This window comes from Sphingomonas endolithica (assembly GCF_025231525.1).
Lineage (GTDB): Bacteria > Pseudomonadota > Alphaproteobacteria > Sphingomonadales > Sphingomonadaceae > Sphingomonas > Sphingomonas endolithica.
Genome location: NZ_CP103057.1, coordinates 511,408 through 531,141, shown reverse-complemented (window position 1 = coordinate 531,141; position 19,734 = coordinate 511,408). Strand labels below are relative to the sequence as shown.

General features: G+C 66.4%; 16 protein-coding genes and 1 tRNA gene. 13 read left to right on the top strand and 4 right to left on the bottom strand.

From position 1 onward, the window contains the following. The 8 genes from NV382_RS02625 (at nucleotide 1) to NV382_RS02590 (ending at nucleotide 8,549) form a co-directional block, all read left to right on the top strand. Nucleotides 1–1,068, top strand: a complete 1,068-nt coding sequence (locus tag NV382_RS02625) for a TRAP transporter substrate-binding protein (RefSeq protein WP_260598996.1) — start codon at nucleotides 1–3, stop codon at nucleotides 1,066–1,068. Further along, entirely contained in the window at nucleotides 1,065–2,318 is a 1,254-nt protein-coding gene (locus NV382_RS02620; RefSeq protein WP_260598995.1) for a CaiB/BaiF CoA transferase family protein, read from the top strand. Before NV382_RS02625 ends, NV382_RS02620 begins: the two co-directional genes overlap by 4 nt. Beyond that, on the top strand, nucleotides 2,318–4,687 hold the full coding sequence (locus tag NV382_RS02615; protein WP_260598994.1) for a 2-hydroxyacyl-CoA dehydratase family protein: 2,370 nt from the start codon (nucleotides 2,318–2,320) through the stop codon (nucleotides 4,685–4,687). The genes NV382_RS02620 and NV382_RS02615 overlap by 1 nt, the downstream gene beginning before the upstream one ends. After that, the gene (locus tag NV382_RS02610; RefSeq protein WP_260598993.1) at nucleotides 4,684–5,865 is read left to right on the top strand and encodes a CaiB/BaiF CoA transferase family protein; all 1,182 of its coding nucleotides are present in this window, start codon (nucleotides 4,684–4,686) and stop codon (nucleotides 5,863–5,865) included. The genes NV382_RS02615 and NV382_RS02610 overlap by 4 nt, the downstream gene beginning before the upstream one ends. Beyond that, nucleotides 5,862–7,049: a CaiB/BaiF CoA transferase family protein gene (locus NV382_RS02605; protein ID WP_260598992.1), complete on the top strand. Its 1,188-nt coding sequence runs from the start codon at nucleotides 5,862–5,864 to the stop codon at nucleotides 7,047–7,049. Before NV382_RS02610 ends, NV382_RS02605 begins: the two co-directional genes overlap by 4 nt. Further along, nucleotides 7,049–8,164, top strand: coding sequence for a CapA family protein (locus NV382_RS02600; protein WP_260598991.1), 1,116 nt, complete (start codon nucleotides 7,049–7,051; stop codon nucleotides 8,162–8,164). Before NV382_RS02605 ends, NV382_RS02600 begins: the two co-directional genes overlap by 1 nt. Nucleotides 8,165–8,218: 54 nt before the next feature. After that, the gene (locus NV382_RS02595) at nucleotides 8,219–8,413 is read left to right on the top strand and encodes a hypothetical protein (RefSeq protein ID WP_260598990.1); all 195 of its coding nucleotides are present in this window, start codon (nucleotides 8,219–8,221) and stop codon (nucleotides 8,411–8,413) included. Between the two features lie 59 nt (nucleotides 8,414–8,472). Further along, nucleotides 8,473–8,549: transfer RNA gene (locus NV382_RS02590), tRNA-Ile, on the top strand. 4 nt (nucleotides 8,550–8,553) lie between these two features. Here NV382_RS02590 and NV382_RS02585 read toward each other — a convergent pair. Continuing rightward, entirely contained in the window at nucleotides 8,554–9,468 is a 915-nt protein-coding gene (locus NV382_RS02585; RefSeq protein WP_260600281.1) for a polysaccharide deacetylase family protein, read from the bottom strand. A gap of 101 nt (nucleotides 9,469–9,569) precedes the next feature. Beyond that, entirely contained in the window at nucleotides 9,570–11,417 is a 1,848-nt protein-coding gene (locus tag NV382_RS02580; protein ID WP_260598989.1) for a histidine kinase dimerization/phospho-acceptor domain-containing protein, read from the bottom strand. A gap of 181 nt (nucleotides 11,418–11,598) precedes the next feature. Between NV382_RS02580 and NV382_RS02575 the strand changes: the two genes are divergently transcribed. Next, entirely contained in the window at nucleotides 11,599–12,066 is a 468-nt protein-coding gene (locus tag NV382_RS02575) for an Lrp/AsnC family transcriptional regulator (RefSeq protein WP_260598988.1), read from the top strand. Nucleotides 12,067–12,400: 334 nt separating this feature from the next. Here the strand turns inward: NV382_RS02575 and NV382_RS02570 are convergent, their stop codons facing one another. Continuing rightward, complete coding sequence (locus tag NV382_RS02570; RefSeq protein ID WP_260598987.1) at nucleotides 12,401–13,681, bottom strand: tetratricopeptide repeat protein; 1,281 nt, start codon at nucleotides 13,679–13,681, stop codon at nucleotides 12,401–12,403. A 172-nt stretch (nucleotides 13,682–13,853) separates the two neighbouring features. On the opposite strand from NV382_RS02570, the gene yaaA reads away from it, so the two are divergent. The 4 genes from yaaA to NV382_RS02550 all read left to right on the top strand — a co-directional run bounded on the left by yaaA (nucleotide 13,854) and on the right by NV382_RS02550 (nucleotide 18,609). Continuing rightward, nucleotides 13,854–14,609, top strand: coding sequence for a peroxide stress protein YaaA (yaaA, locus tag NV382_RS02565; protein ID WP_260598986.1), 756 nt, complete (start codon nucleotides 13,854–13,856; stop codon nucleotides 14,607–14,609). Beyond that, nucleotides 14,606–15,304 (top strand): SDR family NAD(P)-dependent oxidoreductase, encoded by a 699-nt coding sequence (locus NV382_RS02560; RefSeq protein WP_260598985.1) that lies wholly within the window; start codon nucleotides 14,606–14,608, stop codon nucleotides 15,302–15,304. Before yaaA ends, NV382_RS02560 begins: the two co-directional genes overlap by 4 nt. Before the next feature lie 198 nt (nucleotides 15,305–15,502). After that, nucleotides 15,503–18,259 carry a DNA gyrase subunit A gene (gene gyrA / locus NV382_RS02555; RefSeq protein ID WP_260598984.1) on the top strand — a complete coding sequence of 919 codons (2,757 nt, stop codon included), beginning with the start codon at nucleotides 15,503–15,505 and terminating at the stop codon, nucleotides 18,257–18,259. After that, on the top strand, nucleotides 18,256–18,609 hold the full coding sequence (locus tag NV382_RS02550) for a DUF952 domain-containing protein (protein WP_260598983.1): 354 nt from the start codon (nucleotides 18,256–18,258) through the stop codon (nucleotides 18,607–18,609). The genes gyrA and NV382_RS02550 overlap by 4 nt, the downstream gene beginning before the upstream one ends. 121 nt (nucleotides 18,610–18,730) lie before the next feature. On the opposite strand, the gene NV382_RS02545 is transcribed toward NV382_RS02550, so the two are convergent. Continuing rightward, the gene (locus tag NV382_RS02545) at nucleotides 18,731–19,630 is read right to left on the bottom strand and encodes an alpha/beta hydrolase family protein (protein ID WP_260598982.1); all 900 of its coding nucleotides are present in this window, start codon (nucleotides 19,628–19,630) and stop codon (nucleotides 18,731–18,733) included. Nucleotides 19,631–19,734: the final 104 nt, after the last annotated feature.

The window sequence follows — 19,734 nt, the reverse complement described above, 5'->3', positions numbered from 1 at the left end:
ATGAAGATACGTGCCTTGATCGCCGCCAGCGCCATGCTGCTGCTCACCGCCTGCGGTGCCCGGACACCTACTACCGCCCCTGCCCCCTATGTCCTGACCTTCGCCAGCCCCTACCCCCCGACGCATCCATTCAGCCGCGCCGATACCGAGTGGATGGCCCTGGTAACGAAGCAGAGCGGCGGCAAGATCGCCTTCCGGCCCTATTGGTCGGGCGCGTTGTTGTCGGCCGATATGAGCATGGAGGAAATCCGCCACGGCGTCGCCGATATCGGGCTGATCACGCCGATCTATGCCCGTGGCGGGGCGCATCTGCTGCGCGTGCAATCCGGCTTCTACGGCGGCGTGCGCGATATCAACGAGCAGGTCGCGGTGTATGACTGCCTCGCCGCGCGCTTCCCCGGCTTCGGCAAGGAACTCGAGGGGCTGCAGGTGCTCGCCGTCCAGGGCGGCAATTTCCCCGGCGTGCTGACGCGGTACAAGCCGATCCGCACGCTTGCCGATTTCAAGGGACTGCGACTGCGCGCGCAGAGCGACGCGATCGACGTGCTCAAGCAATTGGGCGCCGATCCGGTCAACATGCCGATGGGCGAAGTCTATTCGGCGCTGGCCAAGAACGTGATCGACGGCGTCGTCGCGCCGGCCGACACGATCAAGAGCCTGCATTTCTCCGAAGTCGCCAAGCATTTCACCACGATCCGCTTCAGCCGTGGTGCCTATCCCGCGCGCGCCATCTCGGATCGCTCTTGGCGTCGGCTGCCGGCGGACATGCAGGCGCTACTGATGCGCTCGAAGCCGCGGTGGGAGGAGGCGCTGAACCGCCAGCTCCAGGCCGCCGAGATCGCCGGAATCACCTTCGGCAAGAGCAACGGCATCAGTTTCCAGCCACTGCCCGCGGCCGAACAGGCGCGCTTCGACGCGCTGTATTACCAGGACGCCATCAACCAGGCCCGCCGCATGAAGACGATTGGCATCGATGCCGAGCCGGTCCTCGCGGCGGCGCAGGCCATGATCAACGGCGGCGCATCGCGCCGCTGCGCCACCACCGGCGCGCAGGAGAGCAATTCGTGACGTCACCCACTCCAACTTCCACCCGCCCGCTCGAAGGATTGCGCGTCATCGATCTGACGCGCGCACTTGCCGGGCCGTACGGAACGCTGCTGCTCGCCGGGCTCGGCGCGCATGTCATCAAGGTCGAGGATCCGCGTGGCGGCGATCTAGCACGCGACAACAGCCCCTATGTCGGGCGGGACGGCGTCGTCGTCGAGAAGCGTCACGATGATGACATCTCGATCTCGCACATGACGCGCGCCCGGGGCAAATACGGCGTAACGCTCAACCTGAAGGACAAGGGCGCCGCGGATGTCTTTGCCGATCTGGTGCGCAATGCCGATATCGTGGTGGAGAATTTCACTGCCGGCACCGCGGATCGGCTGGGTGTCGGTTACTCCGCCGCCCGCGCGGTCAATCCCGGTATCGTCTATTGCTCGCTCAGCGGTTTCGGGGCCGATGCGCCGGAGGGCGGCAAGGCGATGGACGTCATCATCCAAGCGCTGTCGGGCGCGATGTACACCAGCGGTGAGCCCGGTCATCCGCCGGTGCGCATCGGCGTGCCGATCGCCGACATGCTGGCGCCGGTCTTCGCGGTGATCGGCATCTTGGCGGCGATCGAGCAACGCCATCGCACGGGGGAAGGCCAGCATGTCGACGTGTCGATGCTCGGCGCGCTCACCTCGTTCGTCGCGATCGAGAATTGGGCCGCGATGGCCTCGGCCGGCATGGCGGCGCGCACCGGACTGACCGTGCAGCGCCTATCGCCGTTCGGCGTGTTCGAATGCGCCGACGGCTACGTCGCGATCGTCGCGGTGCACGAAAAGCTCGCGCAAGGCCTGTTCCGTGCGATGGGCCAGCCCGAGCTGAGCGACGATCCGCGTTTCGCCACGCGCGACGTGCGTGTCGCCAATGCCGAACTGCTGGAAGCGACGATCAACGCGTGGTCGCGCACGCTCCCTACCGCCGAGGTTGTCGCTTTGCTGGAGGCGCAAGGCGTGCCGGTCGCGCCGGTGCGCCACCCCGAAGACGCACTGGTTGATCCGCGCGTCGTGGCACGCAAGGAAACGCTGGCAGTGGCGCATCCATCCTACCCATCCGAGGTTGAGCTGCGTTCGGTGGGCGTGCCGATCCAGTTCTCGGCGGCGCATACCGGCTTCGACGATGTCATGCCGGTGGCGATCGGCGAGCATAACGACTCGATCTACCGCGATATCCTGGGCTATTCCGAAGACCAGATCGCCGCCTTGCGCCAGGCCGGCACGATCTGATGTCCGCCGATCCGTTCGCGCCGTTGCTCGCTGCTTATGACGATCCCGACGCCGTCGCGCGTGCCGCGCTGGCGGCCGGGCGGCGGGTGATCCGGACGATCGGTGCCGATGCACCGCGCGAGCTGCTGCTGGCCGCCGGTTACCAGCCGGTGCGATTGGCGCCAGCCACCGGCGAAACGCCACGCGCCGATGCGGTGATGGGGCAGAAGGGTCTCGGCGCGCGCGGCCGCGCCGTGCTCGAGGCATTGCTCGATCCTGCGCAGCCTGGCGTGCCGGTGCTGTTCACCAGCGCCGATGCCGAGCTCGTCCAGGTGTTCGCCACGATCCGCGATCTCGCGCGGCTAGGCGACGCCACCCCGCCGCCGATTGCGCTGATCGATCTCGGGCATCTGCCGCGCGAAACGACGCGAGCGTACAATGTGGTGCGGCTCGCCGAATTGGATGCCTGGCTGCGCGACCTCGGCACCGGACCCGCGCTGCCGGACGCCGATGTCGGCAAACTGCTCGCACTCGACGGACGGCGGCGCGCGATGCCCGCCCGTCTGTCCGGCACGACGATGCTGAAGCTGATCGGCAGCCTCTCCGTGGTGGATGCGGCCACCGCCGACGCTGCGCTATCTCCCGACGCGGACGTTCCGGCGCGCGATGGACCGCGCGTCTATATCGTCGGCAGCCCGCACGAGACGGCGCGAAGCTATGAGGCGATCGAGGCGCTCGGCGCGACGATCGTCGGCGAGGATCACGATTGGGGCAGGCGCGCGCTCGTCGGCGGCGACCCAGCCGATCCGGCCATCCGCCGCCCGAGCGCCGTCACGCCACCAGCTGAGATCGCGGCCCGCGTGATTGCCGATGCAGCCGCCTGCCAGGCGACGCACATTGTGCACTTGACGATCGGTGCAGACGAAGCAGCCCCTTGGACCGCCGCCGCGGTCCGCCGCGCGATCGGTGGCGCTCTTCCGTTCCTGGCAACGACCGACACCGCCATCGAAGATATCGCCGCCTTCCTTGCTGGCCAGTTGCGCGCTGCCCCACCCCCGAAGCTGTCCCGCCCTGCCCCGCCCCGCACGCCGGGCGCTGCCGACAAGACGCGCAGCCGCAAATCGCTGACTTCGCTCGAAGGGTTCGGCACCTACCAGCGCGAATGGTTCGCCGGCGTCCGCGCGCGGGCCGCTGAGGGCGAGCCGTTCGCCGTAGTCAACGCCAATGCGCCGCAGGAAATCCTCCGCGCGCTGGATATCCCGTTCGTCGTCAACCAGTGGTGGGCGTCGATCGTCGCCGCCAAGCAGCAATCGCGCCGCTATCTCGGCCTGCTGAGCGCACACGATTATCCTGCCAAGGTCGAGCCCTATAGCGCGCAAGGACTGGCGGCATCGTTCGACGACGATCCCGATCAGGCGCCATGGGGCGGGCTGCCCAAGCCTAATTTCGTCCATGCGGTGCTGTCGAGCGATGCCACCGCCGGCATCTTCAGCAACTGGGCCGACGAGACCGGCGCAGCGCCGTATCTCTACGAGCGCACGGTCGATCCCAACTGGACGATCGCGACCAACTGGTGGGATGATCTGCCCGACGGCTGGGAGGAGGCGCTCGAACCCGCGCGCCTCGACCTGCTCACCGCGGAACTCCGCGACGTGATCGCCCAGCTGGAAGCGGCAACCGACCGCGTGTTCGAACCCGCGCGGTTCGAGGCGGTGATGCACCTCGTCAACGAGCAGGAGGAATATTACCGCCGCACCCGCGATCTGATCGCGCGGACCGTGCCCGCACCGATCGGCATCGTCGATTCGATGCCGGCAACCATGGTGCCGCAATGGCACCGCGGCACGCAATGGGCGCGCGATGCGGCCAAGGCTTTCTACGAGGAAGTCGCACAGCGCGTGGCTGATGGCGCCTCGGTTGTGCCGGAGGAACGCGTAAGGCTGATGTTCGTCGGGCGCGGCATGTGGAGCGACATGGGGTTCTACCAGCGCTGGGAGGAAAGCCACGGCGCGGTGTTCGTCTGGTCGATGTATCTGGGGCTCGCCGCCGATGGCTATATCCGCCATTTCGATCGCGGTCGCGATCCGCTGCGCGCGCTCGCCGCCCGCTTCCTGACGATGGGCGACGAACTGCGCATGCCGAGCTGGGCGGCGCCATGGCACGTGCACGAGGCACAGACGCATCAGGTGGATGGCGCGATGGCGCTCGACGATGCCGATCCGTTCGTCATCCGCGCATTGGTGGCCGCCGGCATTCCGGTGCTGGAACTCGGCGTCGACAATTTTGCGCTCGCCGGCGACGACGCCGCTGCGCTGCACGACCGCATCACGGCCTTCATCGAGGGACCGGCTGGCGCGCGTGCCGAAGCGCGGCGCACGGTCGCACCATGACGGCCCTCGCCGGGCTGAAGATCGTCGATTTCTCGCGCTTCCTGCCCGGCGCCTATGTCAGCTGGATCGCCGGCGATCTCGGCGCCGATGTGATCCGCATCGAACATCCGCGCGAACTGGCCAAGCAGGGGCAGATGTTCGGCGCGACCGCCGATCCGACCGCCGCCGCGCAGGCGCGCGCTCGCCCGACCTATCATCGCAACAAGCGCAGCCTGCTGATCAATCCCGGCAGCGACGCGGCACGCGTCGTGCTCCACCGCCTGATCGCCGAGGCCGACATCCTGATCGAGGATTACCGCCCCGGCGTGCTCGCGGCGATGGGCTTTGGCTATGCCGAGATGGCGACGCTCAACCCGCGGTTGATCTATTGCTCGGTGTCCTTCGCCGGGCAAAGCGGCCCACTCGCCGACCGCGCCGGGCATGATCCAGCCGCGCTGGCGCTGGCCGGCGCGCTGTCGCGGCTGAACGGCCTGCCCGATCCGGCGATGCCGGGGCTACAGGTGGCGGATGTGCTCGCCGGCACGCACGCCACGATCGCGACGCTGGCGGCGCTGCAGGCACGCGAACGCACCGGCCTTGGCCAGCATGTCGATGTCGCCATGTCGGACGCGGCAATGCCGCTGCTGATGGTCACGCTCGGCCGCACCGACGATCCTGCCGCGCTGCCCCCGCCGACCGGCGCGTGGCACCCGAAGGGCGGCGTCTGGCAATGCGCCGATGGCGGCTGGATCTGCACCACGGATATGGAACCGGCCTATTGGGCGCGCTTCTGCACGGCAATCGGCCGGCCCGATTTCGAGCCGCGGCGGATGGATGTCGCGGCGCATCCCGGGATGGAGCAAGAGCTCAAGGCTATCTTCCGCACCCGGACGCGGGACGATTGGGTCGATCTGCTCGCCGCCGCCGACACGCAGGCGATGCCGGTGCTGTCGCCGGCCGAAGCGCTCGATCATCCGCACAACCGCGCCCGCGGCATGGCAGTCGATCTCGACGGCCCCGGCGGCATCGTGCGCCAGATCGGCACGCCGTTCCACTTGAGCGACACGCCCCCGGTCCCGCCCCGCCCGGCCGGACTGCCCGGTGCCGATAACGAGGCTATCTTCGCCGAACTCGGCCTTGATGCCGATGAAGTCGCCGCGCTGCACAGCAGCGGCGCATTTTCCGGAGAGCGCAGATGATCCCGCCCCTCGCCGGCATCAAGGTCGTCGATCTCAGCCACGCCATTTCGGGCCCGACCTGCACGCAGATGCTGGTCCATCTTGGCGCGGAGGTGACCAAGGTCGAGCCACCAGTGAAGGGCGACGACTTCCGCCATTATACCGAACATGCCGGCCCGCCGCTGATGAGCGTGCCCTTCGCCGCGATCAACGCCGGCAAACGTTCGGTGACGATCGATCTCAAGAGCGACGATGGCCGCGAGATCCTCTCGCGGCTGATCGAGCGCGCCGACATCCTGGTCGAGAATTTCCGTCCCGGCGTACTCGCGCGCTTGGGCTTCCCACGTGATCGGCTCGATGCGCTCAACCCACGCCTCGTCTCCGTATCGATCAGCGGCTTCGGGCAGGACGGGCCGCTCCGCGATTGGGGCGCCTATGACCATATCGCCCAGGCCATGTCCGGCATCGCGGCGATGAACGCCACGCCGCAGGGGCCGGTCAAGATCGGCATGCCGGTCGTCGATTCGTTCAGTGGCTATCTCGCCGTGATCGCGCTGCTCGCCGCGCTGCGCACGCGCGACGCGACCGGCAAGGGGGAGCATCTCGACGTGGCGATGCTCGATGCCGCGCTCAAGCTGATCGCCCCCAGCGTGTCGGTCCACTCCTACACCGGCGAGGCGCCCGCCAGCATCGGCAATCGCGGCTACCGCATGGTCGCGACCGCCGAATTCTATCCCACCGGCAACGGCTGGATCGCGCTTGGCGCCAATCACCAGCATCAGGTCGCCAAGCTGCTCGACGTGCTCGGCGCCGCGGACATGGTCGACGATCCGCGCTTTCGTGATCACGCTGCGCGGGTCGCGCATTACGACGGCGTGCGCGGCTGGCTAATCGAGCGCCTGTCGCAAGAAGACGCCGCCGATCTCGAACTGCGGCTGACCGCCGCCGGCGTACCCGCGGCCATGATCCGCGATGTAGGTCAGGCAGTCGAGCATCCACATCTCGTCGATCGCGGTCTGCTCGAGGAGGTCGAGTTGCCCGGCTTCGATCGGCCGCTCGCCACGGTCGGCTCCGGCTTTGCCGTCGATCGCCCCACCACGCCGCATCGCGTTCCAACCTTGGGCGCCGATACCGATGCGGTGCTGGACGGGCTCGGCTACGATCCTGCGTCGATCGCCGTGCTGCGTGCGAGCAGGGCGATCTGATGGCCGCGCTCGACCTCGCCTTTCTCGGCGACATCATCCTCGACGTACCCGATCCGAATCACTGGCTCTCCGGCATCGCCGACATTACCCGCGCCGCCGACGTGACGATCGGCCATCTCGAAGTGCCGCACACAAGGCGCGGGACGGAACTGGTCGGTGACGTCCCCGCCCCCGGCGCCGATCCCGATCATCTCGCCGCCCTCGCTCGCGCCGGCATCGACGCCGTATCGATGGCCGGCAACCACATCGCCGATTGCGGCGCCGAAGGGATCGCCGACACCAACGCCGAACTCGACCGGCTCGGCATCGCGCACGCCGGCGCCGGCGCAACGCTGGCCGCAGCCAAGGTGCCGGCAGTGATCGAGCGTGACGGGCGCCGCATCGTCCTGCTCAGCTACAATTGCGTCGGCCCGGAAATCTCCTGGGCGTCCGAGGATCGCGCCGGCAGCGCCTATGTCGCAGTGCACGCCGCGGATGGCGGCCCCAGCCGCCCCCAGGCCGATCTGGTCGAGATCGACCCCGCCTCCGCCGCCGCGATGGCCGCCGATATCGCCGCGGTGCGTGCACCTGACAATTTGATCGTCGTCGCATTGCACAAGGGCATCACCCACCGCCCCGCCGAGCTCGCCCCCTACGAACGCCCCCTTGCGCATGCCGCGATCGAAGCCGGCGCGGACGTGGTCGTCGGGCACCACGCTCATATCGTGCGCGGGATCGAGATCTACCGCGACCGCCCGATCTATCACGGTCTCGGCAACGGCGTCGTCGTCACCAACGCGCTCAGCCCCGGCCAGGATCATGCCGCGCGCGCCGAATGGGTCGAACGCCGCAAGCGCATGTTCGGCTTCGAACCCGATCCCGCCTACACGCTCGCGCCGTTCCATCCGGAAGCGGTAAACGGCATGATCGGCACCGTCCGCTGGCATGCGGATGGCAGGCTGGAGGTCGGTTACATCCCCATCTTCAGCGAGGCACCCGGGCGGCCGGTCTTGCCGACGGCGACCCAGCGCAAGGAAATCTCCGAGTACATTGAGGACATCGGTATACGCGCCGGACTGCCGCGCCTAAGAATGGTTGAAGACGGCCCTAGGATGATGCACCGCCCGACATCATAGCCTATCATGCGGCTGCCCCGGGCAGCTAGCCCGGCTGCAGACAGGGGAGTCATGATGCGCACGGTATCCAGCGACGTTGCCGTCAGGCTCTACCATTTGGGTGAAGACGGCACCGCGACGACGCTCGCCTATGGAACGCTGGCCGAGGCGCTCGCACTGGCAGCGCGTCAGGACGAGGACACGCAGGACGGTCTGTTCCTGCAGACCAGCAACGATGTCGTCAGCTATCTCGATTACATCGACGGTTGAGATAACGCCTGCGACGCGTTGACCGCGGCGCGCGGCTTCCGCTAACGCAGGCGCGGGGTGGGCCTGTAGCTCAACTGGTTAGAGCTGGCCGCTCATAACGGCTAGGTTGCGGGTTCAAGTCCTGCCGGGCCCACCAAAGCTCACGACGATGCGGTGATCAGGTCGTCGAGCGATGCCGGACGCACGCCCCGCCGATCGAGATCGTGGAGCACGACATCCCACCAATGATAGAAGGCGGCCAGATCGGCGGCATCGCGCACATAGGGCGTATGCCCGGGCACGAGCGACGGCGAGTGGAACGCGAAGTTGAGCACGCGTACGCCCTCCCCGATGGCGACCGCGATCGCTTCCAACGCATCGGCCAGCGGCATGTCCTCGGGTGTGAGTGCAACGCGCGAGAGCAGCCCTAGCCGCGAGAAGACACCGCGGGCGCGGGGGAGCCGGCCGAGCGCACGGTATAGCCTAGCTCCGCCCCTCCGCGCACAGCCGGTGAATACGGTACTCAGCGGCAGTTCGACGATGCTCGCCGCAGGGCCGCAGCGAAATGCATGGCTGCCGATCGCGGAAAAGTCCGGGCCTTCCTCCGCGCTATAATCATAGACCGAACGCATCGAGCTATCGATACGGTAGCCGCGATCGGCGAGCAGCTGCAGCGTTGCCGGTCCGATGCCATACCGCCCGGCGCGAAAGATACGGGGCGGCATGCCGACCGCAGCGGTGATCGCATCGGTCAGCACGTCCAGCTTTGCTGCCTGCAACGCATCGGGGAGATTGCCGACGAACGTGTTGCGCGGCACCATCTGCTCGTCCAGCGGCGGATTGACCCAGGGGTGAAGCTGGCTGCCGATCGCGGAACGTCCATCGGCAATCACCCCACGCAGGATATCCGCGCTGGCGGGATCGGTCGCCACTGGATGATCGACCAGATAGGTCATCGGCACGCCCCGGGCGGCAAACCATTGATGTGCCGCGGGCAGAGCGGCGATCGCGGTGACCGAGCGATTGAGGCTGTCCAACGGCGCGTTCCAGTCGAACTCCTCCTCGGTGTCGACCATCACCGTAAATCGCGTACCGAAGCTGGCTGGCCACACGACGAAGTCGCTCGCAGCCGGGGCTGGCACCCGATAGCCGGCCGAGGACGACACCCCCGACACGTTCAGTTGGACGATGCCTGCTCCGCCGCAGCGGCAACCGCCGGCAGCCGCAGCATCAGGCTATGCTCGTCGATCGCCAGCGTCCCGCCGAGTTCGAGCGCAAGATTGCGCGCGAGCCGCAACGCAAAGCCGGTGCCGAGCAACGGTGCGCCATCCGCCTGCGCCACCTCTTCCGCATCGATCGTCAACAACGCCTGGTCGTCATACGCCGCAAGCGCACGAGGGCGATCGAAGGACAAGGCGATGTGCGCGTCGATGGCGCGCGCCGACATGCGGAGCGTCTCGCCCGCGCTGCCCGACGAGACGAGCGTGGCGATCACCCGGCCGATCAACCGCTCGACCGCGCGGTCGTCGCCGGCAATCGCCATGCCGCCCTGCCCACCGTCGATCACGACGTTGGTGCCCCTTAGGATGGCCAACGGGCGAAGATCGTCGACGATGCGGGCGAGCAATGCCGCCAGCGGCACGGATCCGGCGCGCAGATCAAGCGCGTGCGTCTCGATCCGGGCGGCCATGTCGATATCGTCGATCGCCTCGAGCAGGCCCGCGACTTGCGCACGGATCGTGCCCGCTTGCTCACGGTACACCTGCGGTACCGGTCCCAGCAATTGCGTCTCGATCATTTCCGCAAAGCCCGCGATTGCATTGGTCGGCGTGCGCAATTCATGCACCAGCTGACGCAGCGAATCCGCCGGTAAGTTCGGCCGTGTCTGTAGCGGTGCCGCGCTCTCGTCGATCCGCGGCCGCCGGGCAGTGCCGCGATAGCCGGTGAAACGCCCGCTGTCGTGATCGAACGCCGGGATGCCGCTGATCCGCCATTCCCCCGCGGCATCCGACAGCCCGCCGACAACGAGCCGTGCATCGGCGAAGCGGGCGCGGCGCCGGAACGCACCGCCCGCCACGCCGTCTACGCCGGCGCGGCCCGGCATGGCGGCGAAATCGAGCGTCAGGCCGATCAGTGCCGCTCGCGCCGCGCCCTCTACCCACCGAACCACGCCGGCGGCGTCGGTTTCGAAGCGGAAGGTGGTGGCGATGATCGGCTCGAGATCGAACAATGCGGGTTGATCCGCATCGTGCGAACGCAACAGCGGCACGCCCGGCGCGTCGCCGCGCTGGCGCTGATAGGCGTCGATGCGCGCGACGAGTTCCGCGATCGGAAAGGTCCCCGCGCCGGCCTCCGCTGATGGTTCAGCGGACGAACCCGTCGGCGTCTCGGCGCGCCGCAAGGCCTCGGCGACGAACGGCAGATTGCGCGTGATCGACCCGACGGAGACGAAAGGCGATGGTGTCAAGGCTTGCGGCTTCGTCACCGGGGCTACGGCGCGCTCTTCCGTTTTCCAGGGCTGCGCCGCCGTCGGCACGGCCGATACAGCCGGTGATGCTTCGGGCTGAGCCGCAGCAGGCGCCGTGCCCGCGTCATCATTCTGGGTCAGCCGGAAATCGAGCGGCCCAAAGCTTTCCAGCGCGCGCAACACTTCCGGCGCCAGGTCGCGACGATGCCGCAGAACCGATCGCGCAGTGGGCGACATGCCGGGCAGCAGATCGATCCATTCCTTGGGCTGCAGCCTGGCCGTGCGCAGCACCGGGGCCGAGATCGACAATTCGTCATCGAAGAACAAGCGGACCACGGCGGCCGGCGGATTGGCGAACGCCAATGCCCGCGCGCTTGCCGCGCGTACCGGCGAGGGCACTTCGGGCCGCAGCGTCTTCAGCGTCTCGATCGCCTCGACATTGGCCGGCACGCGCCGGCGACCGACCAGATCGACCAGCTGCCGCCACGCCGACTGCGCGCCGAACGGCGTCGACATGTCTGCCGACAGAACCGTCTCAAGGCTGTCGTCGAAGCGCAAGCGGACCCTCCCGTAACGACTGCGAAACTGCTTGCCGTGGTGATTCCGTAACGGTGGTCGCGTCCAAGCGGAAGCGCTAGTTTTCGGGACGTCGCAATGTGGGACAATTGCGTTGCCGCGCAACATTATTATTCGTAATAGCCAAACAGCTTTTGGAAATCGCGCCGACGTGGAGAAATGCGTGTCCTTCGACCATATCGACCGTCAAATCCTATCCCTGTTGCAGGAAGACGGCAGGATGACCAATGTCGATCTTGCCGACAAAGTAGGATTGACCGCGCCCCCGTGTCTGCGCCGGGTACGCGCACTCGAAGAAGGCGGTGCGATCCGCGGCTATCATGCCGAGCTGGATCCCGCCACCCTGGGCTTTCCGATCACGGTTTTCGCCATGGTCTCGCTCCGCAGCCAGGCCGAGCACGATCTCGCCGCGTTCGAGGATCATGTCGCCAAGATCCCGGAAATCCGCGAATGCCACATGCTTAACGGCGAAATCGACTTCATCCTGAAGATCGTCGCGGCCGACCTCAAAAGCTTTCAGGACATCCTGACCACGCACCTGACCCCGGCACCCAATGTCGCCAGCGTGAAGACATCGTTGACGATCCGTACCGCCAAGTCGCTGCCCGGTATCCCGGTTCGCGTGGCTTAGAGTTCTTTGACTGCAGGTAACCCCCGCCCCGTTCGTCCTGACTAGCCTCTTCGACTGCCTGCAAGGGCAGGCGCTCAGGACAGGCATCGAGTAGCGCGAAGCGCGTATCGAGAAGGCGTATCGGAGGACACGCACCCGCGCGCCCCAAGGTGCTTCGATACGAGCCCTAGAAACGGCCTGCGGCCTACTCGGTCTCTACTCAGCACGAACGGGCTGAGGTGTGGAGATCATGCTTTGATTGCGTCAGTACAGCGCGCGCTACCCCCGCGCATGTAGGCAACGACCGGAATCCATGAAAAAGGGCGGCATCGCTGCCGCCCTTCTCACATCCGGATCAGGCCGCCGTCGGCTTGCCCGGAGCATCGGCCCAATAGGACCACAGCAGAGCGATCTGCCCGCGCAGGCCATTGGTGACCTGGCCAAACGCCTGCTTGGCCTGGGCCTTGTCGCCCGAACCCAGATAGGCGATGCCAAGGCGCGTGTTGACCTCGTCCTTGTCGACCTTTGCGCCGCCCTTGGTGAGGGCCATCTTATAAAGCTCGATCGCCTTGGCATAATTGCCCTGACCGAGGCTGAAATCGCCCGCGCCCGTGGCATTGAGGCCATCCGACGAAGCCGCGGCGCTCTTTTCCTGCGCGGCGATCGAGCCTTCCTTGGCGACCTGGCCGTTCGCTTCTGCCAGGATCAACTTCGCATTGGCACTGGCGGCCGGGATCTTGCCGCTTGCCTTGCCGGCGGCGATCACCGTCTGGGCTTCGCTCGCCACGCCGACATCGACCGCAAGCTGCGCATATTCCAGATATTCGTTCTCGCCCGTCAGCGAGTCCGTGGCGCGCAGCAGGCGGAAGAGATCCAGCCGCTGCTTCTTGGTGATGGTGCGGGCATTCGCGCCTTGGAAGCCGAAGACATAGACCGCAGTGTGCCAGTTCTTCTGCGTCGGATAGGCATACAGCCAGTCACGTGTCCAACGCAGCGTCGCCGCGGTATCCGGGGTCTTTTGCAGCGACGAGATCGTGTACTTGTACAGATCCTCGTCGACCGGCTTGCCGGCCGCCTTGGCAGCAGCGATCTGCGCCTCGATCTCGCTCGCGCCGCCAGCGGAGTCGCCGGTGATGATCTTGGTGCGGGCAATCTGCAGCGGCAGGTTCTCCGACGTGTAGCCGAGGTCACGTGCCTTGACGTAGCCGGCCAGCGCCTGCGGATATTGCTTGGCGTTATACGCCATGTTGGCACGCAAATAGGTGAATCGGCCGAGTTCTGCCTTGGGCGTCGCCGGGTTGGCGAGCAAGGCGTCGAGCATCGGCGCCATCGCCGCCTCGTTGCCGTTCGGACCGGCCTGGTTCGCGGTCAGCTGCAGCCGCAGGACCTGCGCGAGATAGCGCTCGTCATCGGTCTTGGCAGCGGCCTCGACCGCGGAGACCTGCGGGCCGGCCGCGGCATAATCCTTGGCGGCAAGAGCGGTCTGCGCGGCGATCGCCGGGGTGCGCACTTCGTTGCTGAGTTTCGGGCCGGTGGGCTTCTCATCCTTCTTGGCGAAGGCGGGCGTGGTGATGGCCATGCTGCTCGTGCCGGCGATGAGAATCGCCGCGAGCGCGGCCGAGGACAATTTCTTCACGTGCGAACTCTCCATCTGGCGGTGCATCGCACCTTGGTTCCGATGCCGCTGTAACCTGCAGCAGAGCCGGGTCAACACGCGACGGTCGATCGCGCTCCTGCGGCGGGGCGACTGAACGACGATTGAACGCGTTTTTTTGACCGGCGGGCCGCGGCTCGCTAACCGCGGCAGCATGATCGCCATCCTCTCCCCCGCCAAGACACTCGACTATGAAAGCCCGCTGCCGGACGTGACGCCGACCGTGCCACGCTTCGCCGATGATGCGGTGAAGCTTGCCGCGTCGGCGGCCAACCTCAGCCAGAAGCGGCTGAGCGAGCTGATGGGCATCTCCAAGCCACTCGCCAAACTGAACGCCGATCGCTTTGACGGCTTCGTCGATCAGCCCGAACGTCCGGCACTCTATGCCTTTGCCGGCGATGTCTATACCGGGTTCGAGGCGAAGACGCTGGACGAACCGGGCGTCGCCTTCGCCCAGGATCATGTACGTATGCTCTCCGGCCTGTACGGCCTGCTCCGCCCGCTGGATGCGATGCGCCCCTACCGGCTGGAGATGGGCACCCGCTGGGCGCCGCGGCGCAAGACGCTGTACGATTATTGGGACAAGCGCATCGCCGACCTGCTTGCCGCCGATGTCGCGGACGAGGGGTCGGGCGTGATCCTGAACCTCGCCAGCCAGGAATATTGGCATTCGGTCGACGGCAAGCTGCCGGGCGCCGTGCGGGTGATCGAGGTCGATTTTCGCGAACCCGGCCCCAAGGGCCCACGCTTCGTCAGCTTCAACGCCAAGCGCGCGCGCGGCATGATGGCACGCTATCTGTGCGAACATCGCATCACCGACATCGATGGCATGAAAGGCTTCGACACGCACGGATATCGCTTCGATCCGGCCGAGAGCGATGACGTCCGTTGGCGGTTCACGCGCTCATGAGCGGCACCGCGGTCGTCATCGGCGCATCGGGCGGGATCGGCGCGGCGCTGGAAGAGGCACTGCGCGACGAAGGCGCGTTCGATACGGTATACGGCTTTGCCCGGTCGCGCAGCGGGGACCGGCATATTGATCTGGAGGACGAAGCCAGCATCGCCGCCGCCGCGGCGATCGTTGCCAAAGGCGCCGCGCCGACACTGGTGATCGTCGCCACCGGTGTGCTGCACGCCGATGGCCAAGGCCCCGAAAAGACGATGCGCGAGCTGGATGCCGCCTGGCTCGCCCGCACCTATGCGATCAACACGATCGGGCCGGCATTGGTCGCCAAGCACTTCCTGCCGCTGATGACCAAGGGTCAGCGCGGCGTGTTCGCGGCCTTGTCTGCCCGTGTCGGCAGCATCGCCGACAACAAGCTCGGCGGCTGGTACGGCTATCGCGCCTCCAAGGCCGCGCTCAACATGATGATCCGCACGCTGGCGATCGAGGAACGCCGCCGCAACGAGCGCAGCATCGTGGTCGGGTTGCATCCGGGGACGGTGGATACGGCGTTGTCGAAGCCGTTTCAGGGCAATGTACAGGCCGGGCATCTGTTCGATGCCGGGCGTGCGGCGGTCCAGCTTTTGGATGTGATCGACGGGCTGAAGGTGCCGGACAGCGGCAAGGTGTTCGCCTGGGACGGGGCGGAAGTGCCCGCTTAACCCACACCGTCACCCCGGACTTGTTCCGGGGTCCACCGTGCCGCAAAATTCACAGGCGTTGTGTTTGCATAACAGTGGCCCCCGGAACAAGTCCGGGGTGACGGATGGTATACCGCGTATAGCCCCAACCCTTGGCATCCCCCCCCGCCTCGGCTAAAGCCGTCACACGACTGAAACGAACCCGAAAGCACCAGAAATTTGACCGACGAGACCATCCTCGCCGACCCTTCCGATATCTCGCCGATCTCGATCGTGGACGAAATGCGGTCGAGCTATCTCGACTATGCGATGAGCGTGATCGTCTCGCGCGCCCTGCCCGACGTGCGCGACGGTCTGAAGCCCGTCCACCGGCGCATCCTGTTCGCGTCCCAAGAAGGTGGCTTCGTTCCCGGCCGCCCGTATCGCAAATGCGCCAAGATCGTCGGCGACGTGATGGGCAACTATCACCCGCACGGCGACAGCTCGATCTACATGGCGCTCGCGCGCCTCGCCCAGGATTGGGCGATGCGCGTGATGCTGATGGACGGCCAGGGCAATTTCGGCTCGATGGATCCGGATATGCCGGCCTCGATGCGCTATACCGAGGCGCGGCTTACCAAGGCTGCGATGGCGCTGCTCAGCGACATCGACAAGGATACGGTCGATTTCGCGCCCAACTATGACGGTTCGCGCGAAGAGCCGACCGTGCTGCCGGCGCGCTTCCCCAACATCCTGGTCAACGGCGCAGGCGGTATCGCCGTCGGCATGGCGACCAACATCCCGCCGCACAATCTCGGCGAAGTCGTCGATGCCTGCCTCGCTTATATCGAGAATGGCGGGATCACCATCGACGAGCTGATGGAGATCGTCCCCGGCCCCGACTTCCCGACCGGCGGCATCATCCTCGGCCGCGCCGGCTGCAAGGCGGCGTACAATGAGGGCCGCGGCTCGATCATCGTCCGATCGCGCCACATCGTCGAGGAAGGCCGCGGCGATCGGCGCTCGATCGTGCTGACCGAAATCCCGTACCAGACCGGCAAGAACAACCTGGTCGAGAAGATCGCCGAGGCCGCCAAGGACAAGCGCATCGAAGGCGTCAGCGACATTCGCGACGAATCGAACCGCCATGGCGTGCGCATCGTCATCGATCTCAAGCGCGACGCGACCGCCGACGTGGTGCTCAACCAGCTCTGGCGCCACACCCCGGCTCAAGGCTCGTTCCCCGCCAACATGCTCGCGATCCGCGGCGGCCGCCCCGAGACGCTCAACCTGCGCGATATCATCGAGGCGTTCGTCAAGTTCCGCGAGGAAGTGATCACGCGGCGCTCGAAGTTCGAGCTCGCCAAGGCGCGTGAGCGCGCGCATCTGTTGCTCGGCCTCGTCATCGCCGTCACCAATCTCGACGAAGTCGTGCGCATGATCCGCGGCTCGTCCAGCCCGGCCGTCGCCCGCGCTGCCCTGCTTGAGAAGAGCTGGCCGATCGCCGAGATCGCGCCGTACATCCGTCTGGTCGAAGCGGTCGAGGACAAGCAGGAAGGCGATGTCTATCGCCTGTCCGAAGCGCAGGTCCGCGCGATCCTCGATCTGCGCCTGCATCGCCTGACCGCTCTGGGTCGCGACGAGATTGGCAACGAGTTGCAGGGCCTGGCGGACTCGATCACCGAACTGCTCGAGATCCTCGCCAACCGCGCCAAGCTCTATGAGGTGATGAAGGAAGAGCTCGCCGCCGTGCGCGTTGAATTCGCCACCCCACGCAAGACCGAGATCGCCGCCGCTGCCGATGGCATCGACGACGAGGATCTGATCGAGCGCGAGGACATGGTCGTCACCGTGACGATGCAGGGCTATATCAAGCGAACCACGCTCGACACGTTCCGGGCGCAAGCGCGCGGCGGCAAGGGCCGCAGCGGCATGACCACGAAGGACGAAGACGTCGTCACCGAATTGTTCGTGACGTCGACGCATACGCCCGTCCTGTTCTTCTCCACCCACGGCAAAGTCTATCGCAAGAAGGTCTGGCGCCTGCCCGAGGGTGGCGCCGCCACCCGCGGCCGGCCGATGATCAACCTGCTGCCGCTGGCCGAGGGCGAGACGATCTCCACCGTGCTGGCGCTGCCCGAGGACGAGGCGGAATGGGGCAATCTCCACGTCATGTTCGCCACCGCCAAGGGCAATGTCCGCCGCAACTCGATGGATGCCTTCACCAGCGTGCCGACCAACGGCAAGATCGCGATGAAGTTCGAAGGCGAGGACGAGGATGATCGCCTGATCGGCGTGGCCTTGCTCAGCGAAGGCGACGACGTGCTGCTCGCCACCCGCGCGGGCAAGGCGATCCGCTTCGCCAGCACCGACGTACGCGAGTTCCAGAGCCGCAACTCCACCGGCGTGCGCGGCGTGGCGCTGAAGGGCGACGACAAGGTTATCTCGCTGTCGATCCTGCACCGGGTAGATGCGAGCCCGCAGGAACGCGAGAATTACCTCAAATTTGCGCCATGGAAGGCCGAACGCGAAGGCGCACCGGACGATCAGGACTTGTTCGATCAGATGGTCAAGGCCGAGCAGTTCATTCTCACCGTCTGCGCCAACGGCTATGGCAAATTGTCGAGCGCCTATGATTACCGCCGCACCAATCGCGGCGGCCAGGGCATCACCAATATCGACAATATTGCGCGCAACGGACCCGTCGTGGCGAGCTTCGCCGCGGCCAAGGGCCATCAGCTGATGCTGGTCACCGACCAGGCCAAGCTGATCCGCACGACGCTTGGCTCCTTGCGCGTGATCAGCCGCAATTCGGCCGGCGTGAAATTGTTCGATGTCGGCAAGAACGAGCATGTCGTCTCCGCCGCGCGGATCGAGGAGACGGTAGAAGAGGCCGAAGCCGACGTCCGCGGCCCCGCCGACGCGCCCGAAATTGCACCGAACGACGATGGCGACACGCGCGACGACCTCGCCGCCGGCCCGGAGAATGGCGAATGAGCGAGTTGGCAACCATCGCCTACAAGGTGCTGACCGCCGAGCAGATGGCGGCGCTGGAGGCGGACGGCACGTTCGCCGGTGCGCCGGTCGATCTGGCCGACGGCTATATCCACCTCTCGACCTGCGAGCAGTTGACCGAGACGGTCGACAAGCATTTCGCCGGGCAGGATGACCTGCATGTCGCAGCAGTCGATCTCGGCAGTTTCGGCAGCTCGCTGAAATGGGAAGAGTCACGCGGCGGCCAGCTCTTCCCGCACCTCTACGGGCCGCTATTGCTGGAGACGGTAATCGCTTACGGCCCGCTCGAGCGGCTGCCTGACGGCAAGGTCAAGCTGCCCGTCGCCGGCTGAATCCCGATCTACTTTCCCCGGCGAAGGCCGGGGCCCAGTGGTGGAACAGCAGTTGGCGAGCGCCGCGCTCCGTTATTCCACCGTCGCGACTGGGCCCGGCCTTCGCCGGGGAAAGTGGGGGTCACCGCCCCGCCGCATCCACCTCCGCCGCGCTGAACGCCACCGGCCCCTTGCCCGCCGCCTCGGCGACGATCTTGCGTGCGATCAACGTCGTCACGGGAGCCAGCACGTCGAAATGCCCGCGCCCCGCAACGCGCAGGAAGTGCAATTGCGGGTTGGCCGTCTTGGCCCGCATCGCATCGAGCGACTCGATATTGCCCTGCCCCGTGCCTTCGATCACCCAGGTCGGCCGCTTGACCGACTCAAGCCAGTAGACCGGCGAGCGCAATCTCATCTCCTTCTCGTCCTTGGGGTCGGCATAATTGTAATCGCTGCCATACGATCGCACGTCGTCCGCCGCGCCAAACGCGAACACGCCGCGAAAGCGATCGCTTGCTTCTGCCGCCAGCAACACGGTCGTCCCGCCCGTGCTTTGCCCGCCGAGATAGATCCGCGTCGGATCGACATAATCGAGCTTGGCGAGATAGGCCGCCGCCGCAAGGATATCGTCGATCTCGCCGTAAAAGCCCTCGCGATAGCCGGGATTGTCGTTCCCGCCGCGCAGCGAGGGATATATGGTGACGATGCCCGCCTCGCGGAAGGCTGACGCCGTCTGATCGTTGGCGGGATCCTGCTTGCTCCAGAAGTCGCCGATCGAATTGCTGTCGCCGCCCGAAATCCAGATGATCGCCGGGTGACGCCCGCCCGCGGCAGGCTTCGGTGTGACATAGGCGGCGAGTTGACCCGCCGGTGACGTGTAATGGATCAGGTCGAGAACGCCTTTGGGCGGTTGCGGCGCCGGGCCGTCACCCTTGGTCTTGTCCAAGATGGCCGTAACATGGCCGGCCCGGGCGGTGGCCAGCGTTTCCGTGGCCTCAGTCCCGCCGCTTGGGCTGTTGCAGGCGCTCAGCGTGATCGCCATGCTTGTCGCCAGCCACAGTCCCTTCCTGGTCCACGCCATCGCTTGCTTTCCCCGCAATGTTGATTGACGGGGTAGTTACGTGGCCAATGAATGCCAAGCGCCGA

Excerpts from the sequence above, each read along its gene's own strand:
- NV382_RS02585 (WP_260600281.1), bottom strand. The coding sequence starts at position 9,468 with ATGGTCGACACCGAGGAGGAGTTCGACTGGAACGCGCCGTTGGACAGC.
- NV382_RS02605 (WP_260598992.1), top strand. The coding sequence starts at position 5,862 with ATGATCCCGCCCCTCGCCGGCATCAAGGTCGTCGATCTCAGCCACGCC.
- NV382_RS02600 (WP_260598991.1), top strand. The coding sequence starts at position 7,049 with ATGGCCGCGCTCGACCTCGCCTTTCTCGGCGACATCATCCTCGACGTA.
- NV382_RS02560 (WP_260598985.1), top strand. The coding sequence starts at position 14,606 with ATGAGCGGCACCGCGGTCGTCATCGGCGCATCGGGCGGGATCGGCGCG.
- NV382_RS02595 (WP_260598990.1), top strand. The coding sequence starts at position 8,219 with ATGCGCACGGTATCCAGCGACGTTGCCGTCAGGCTCTACCATTTGGGT.
- yaaA (WP_260598986.1), top strand. The coding sequence starts at position 13,854 with ATGATCGCCATCCTCTCCCCCGCCAAGACACTCGACTATGAAAGCCCG.
- NV382_RS02615 (WP_260598994.1), top strand. The coding sequence starts at position 2,318 with ATGTCCGCCGATCCGTTCGCGCCGTTGCTCGCTGCTTATGACGATCCC.
- NV382_RS02625 (WP_260598996.1), top strand. The coding sequence starts at position 1 with ATGAAGATACGTGCCTTGATCGCCGCCAGCGCCATGCTGCTGCTCACC.
- NV382_RS02545 (WP_260598982.1), bottom strand. The coding sequence starts at position 19,630 with ATGGCGATCACGCTGAGCGCCTGCAACAGCCCAAGCGGCGGGACTGAG.
- NV382_RS02610 (WP_260598993.1), top strand. The coding sequence starts at position 4,684 with ATGACGGCCCTCGCCGGGCTGAAGATCGTCGATTTCTCGCGCTTCCTG.
- NV382_RS02550 (WP_260598983.1), top strand. The coding sequence starts at position 18,256 with ATGAGCGAGTTGGCAACCATCGCCTACAAGGTGCTGACCGCCGAGCAG.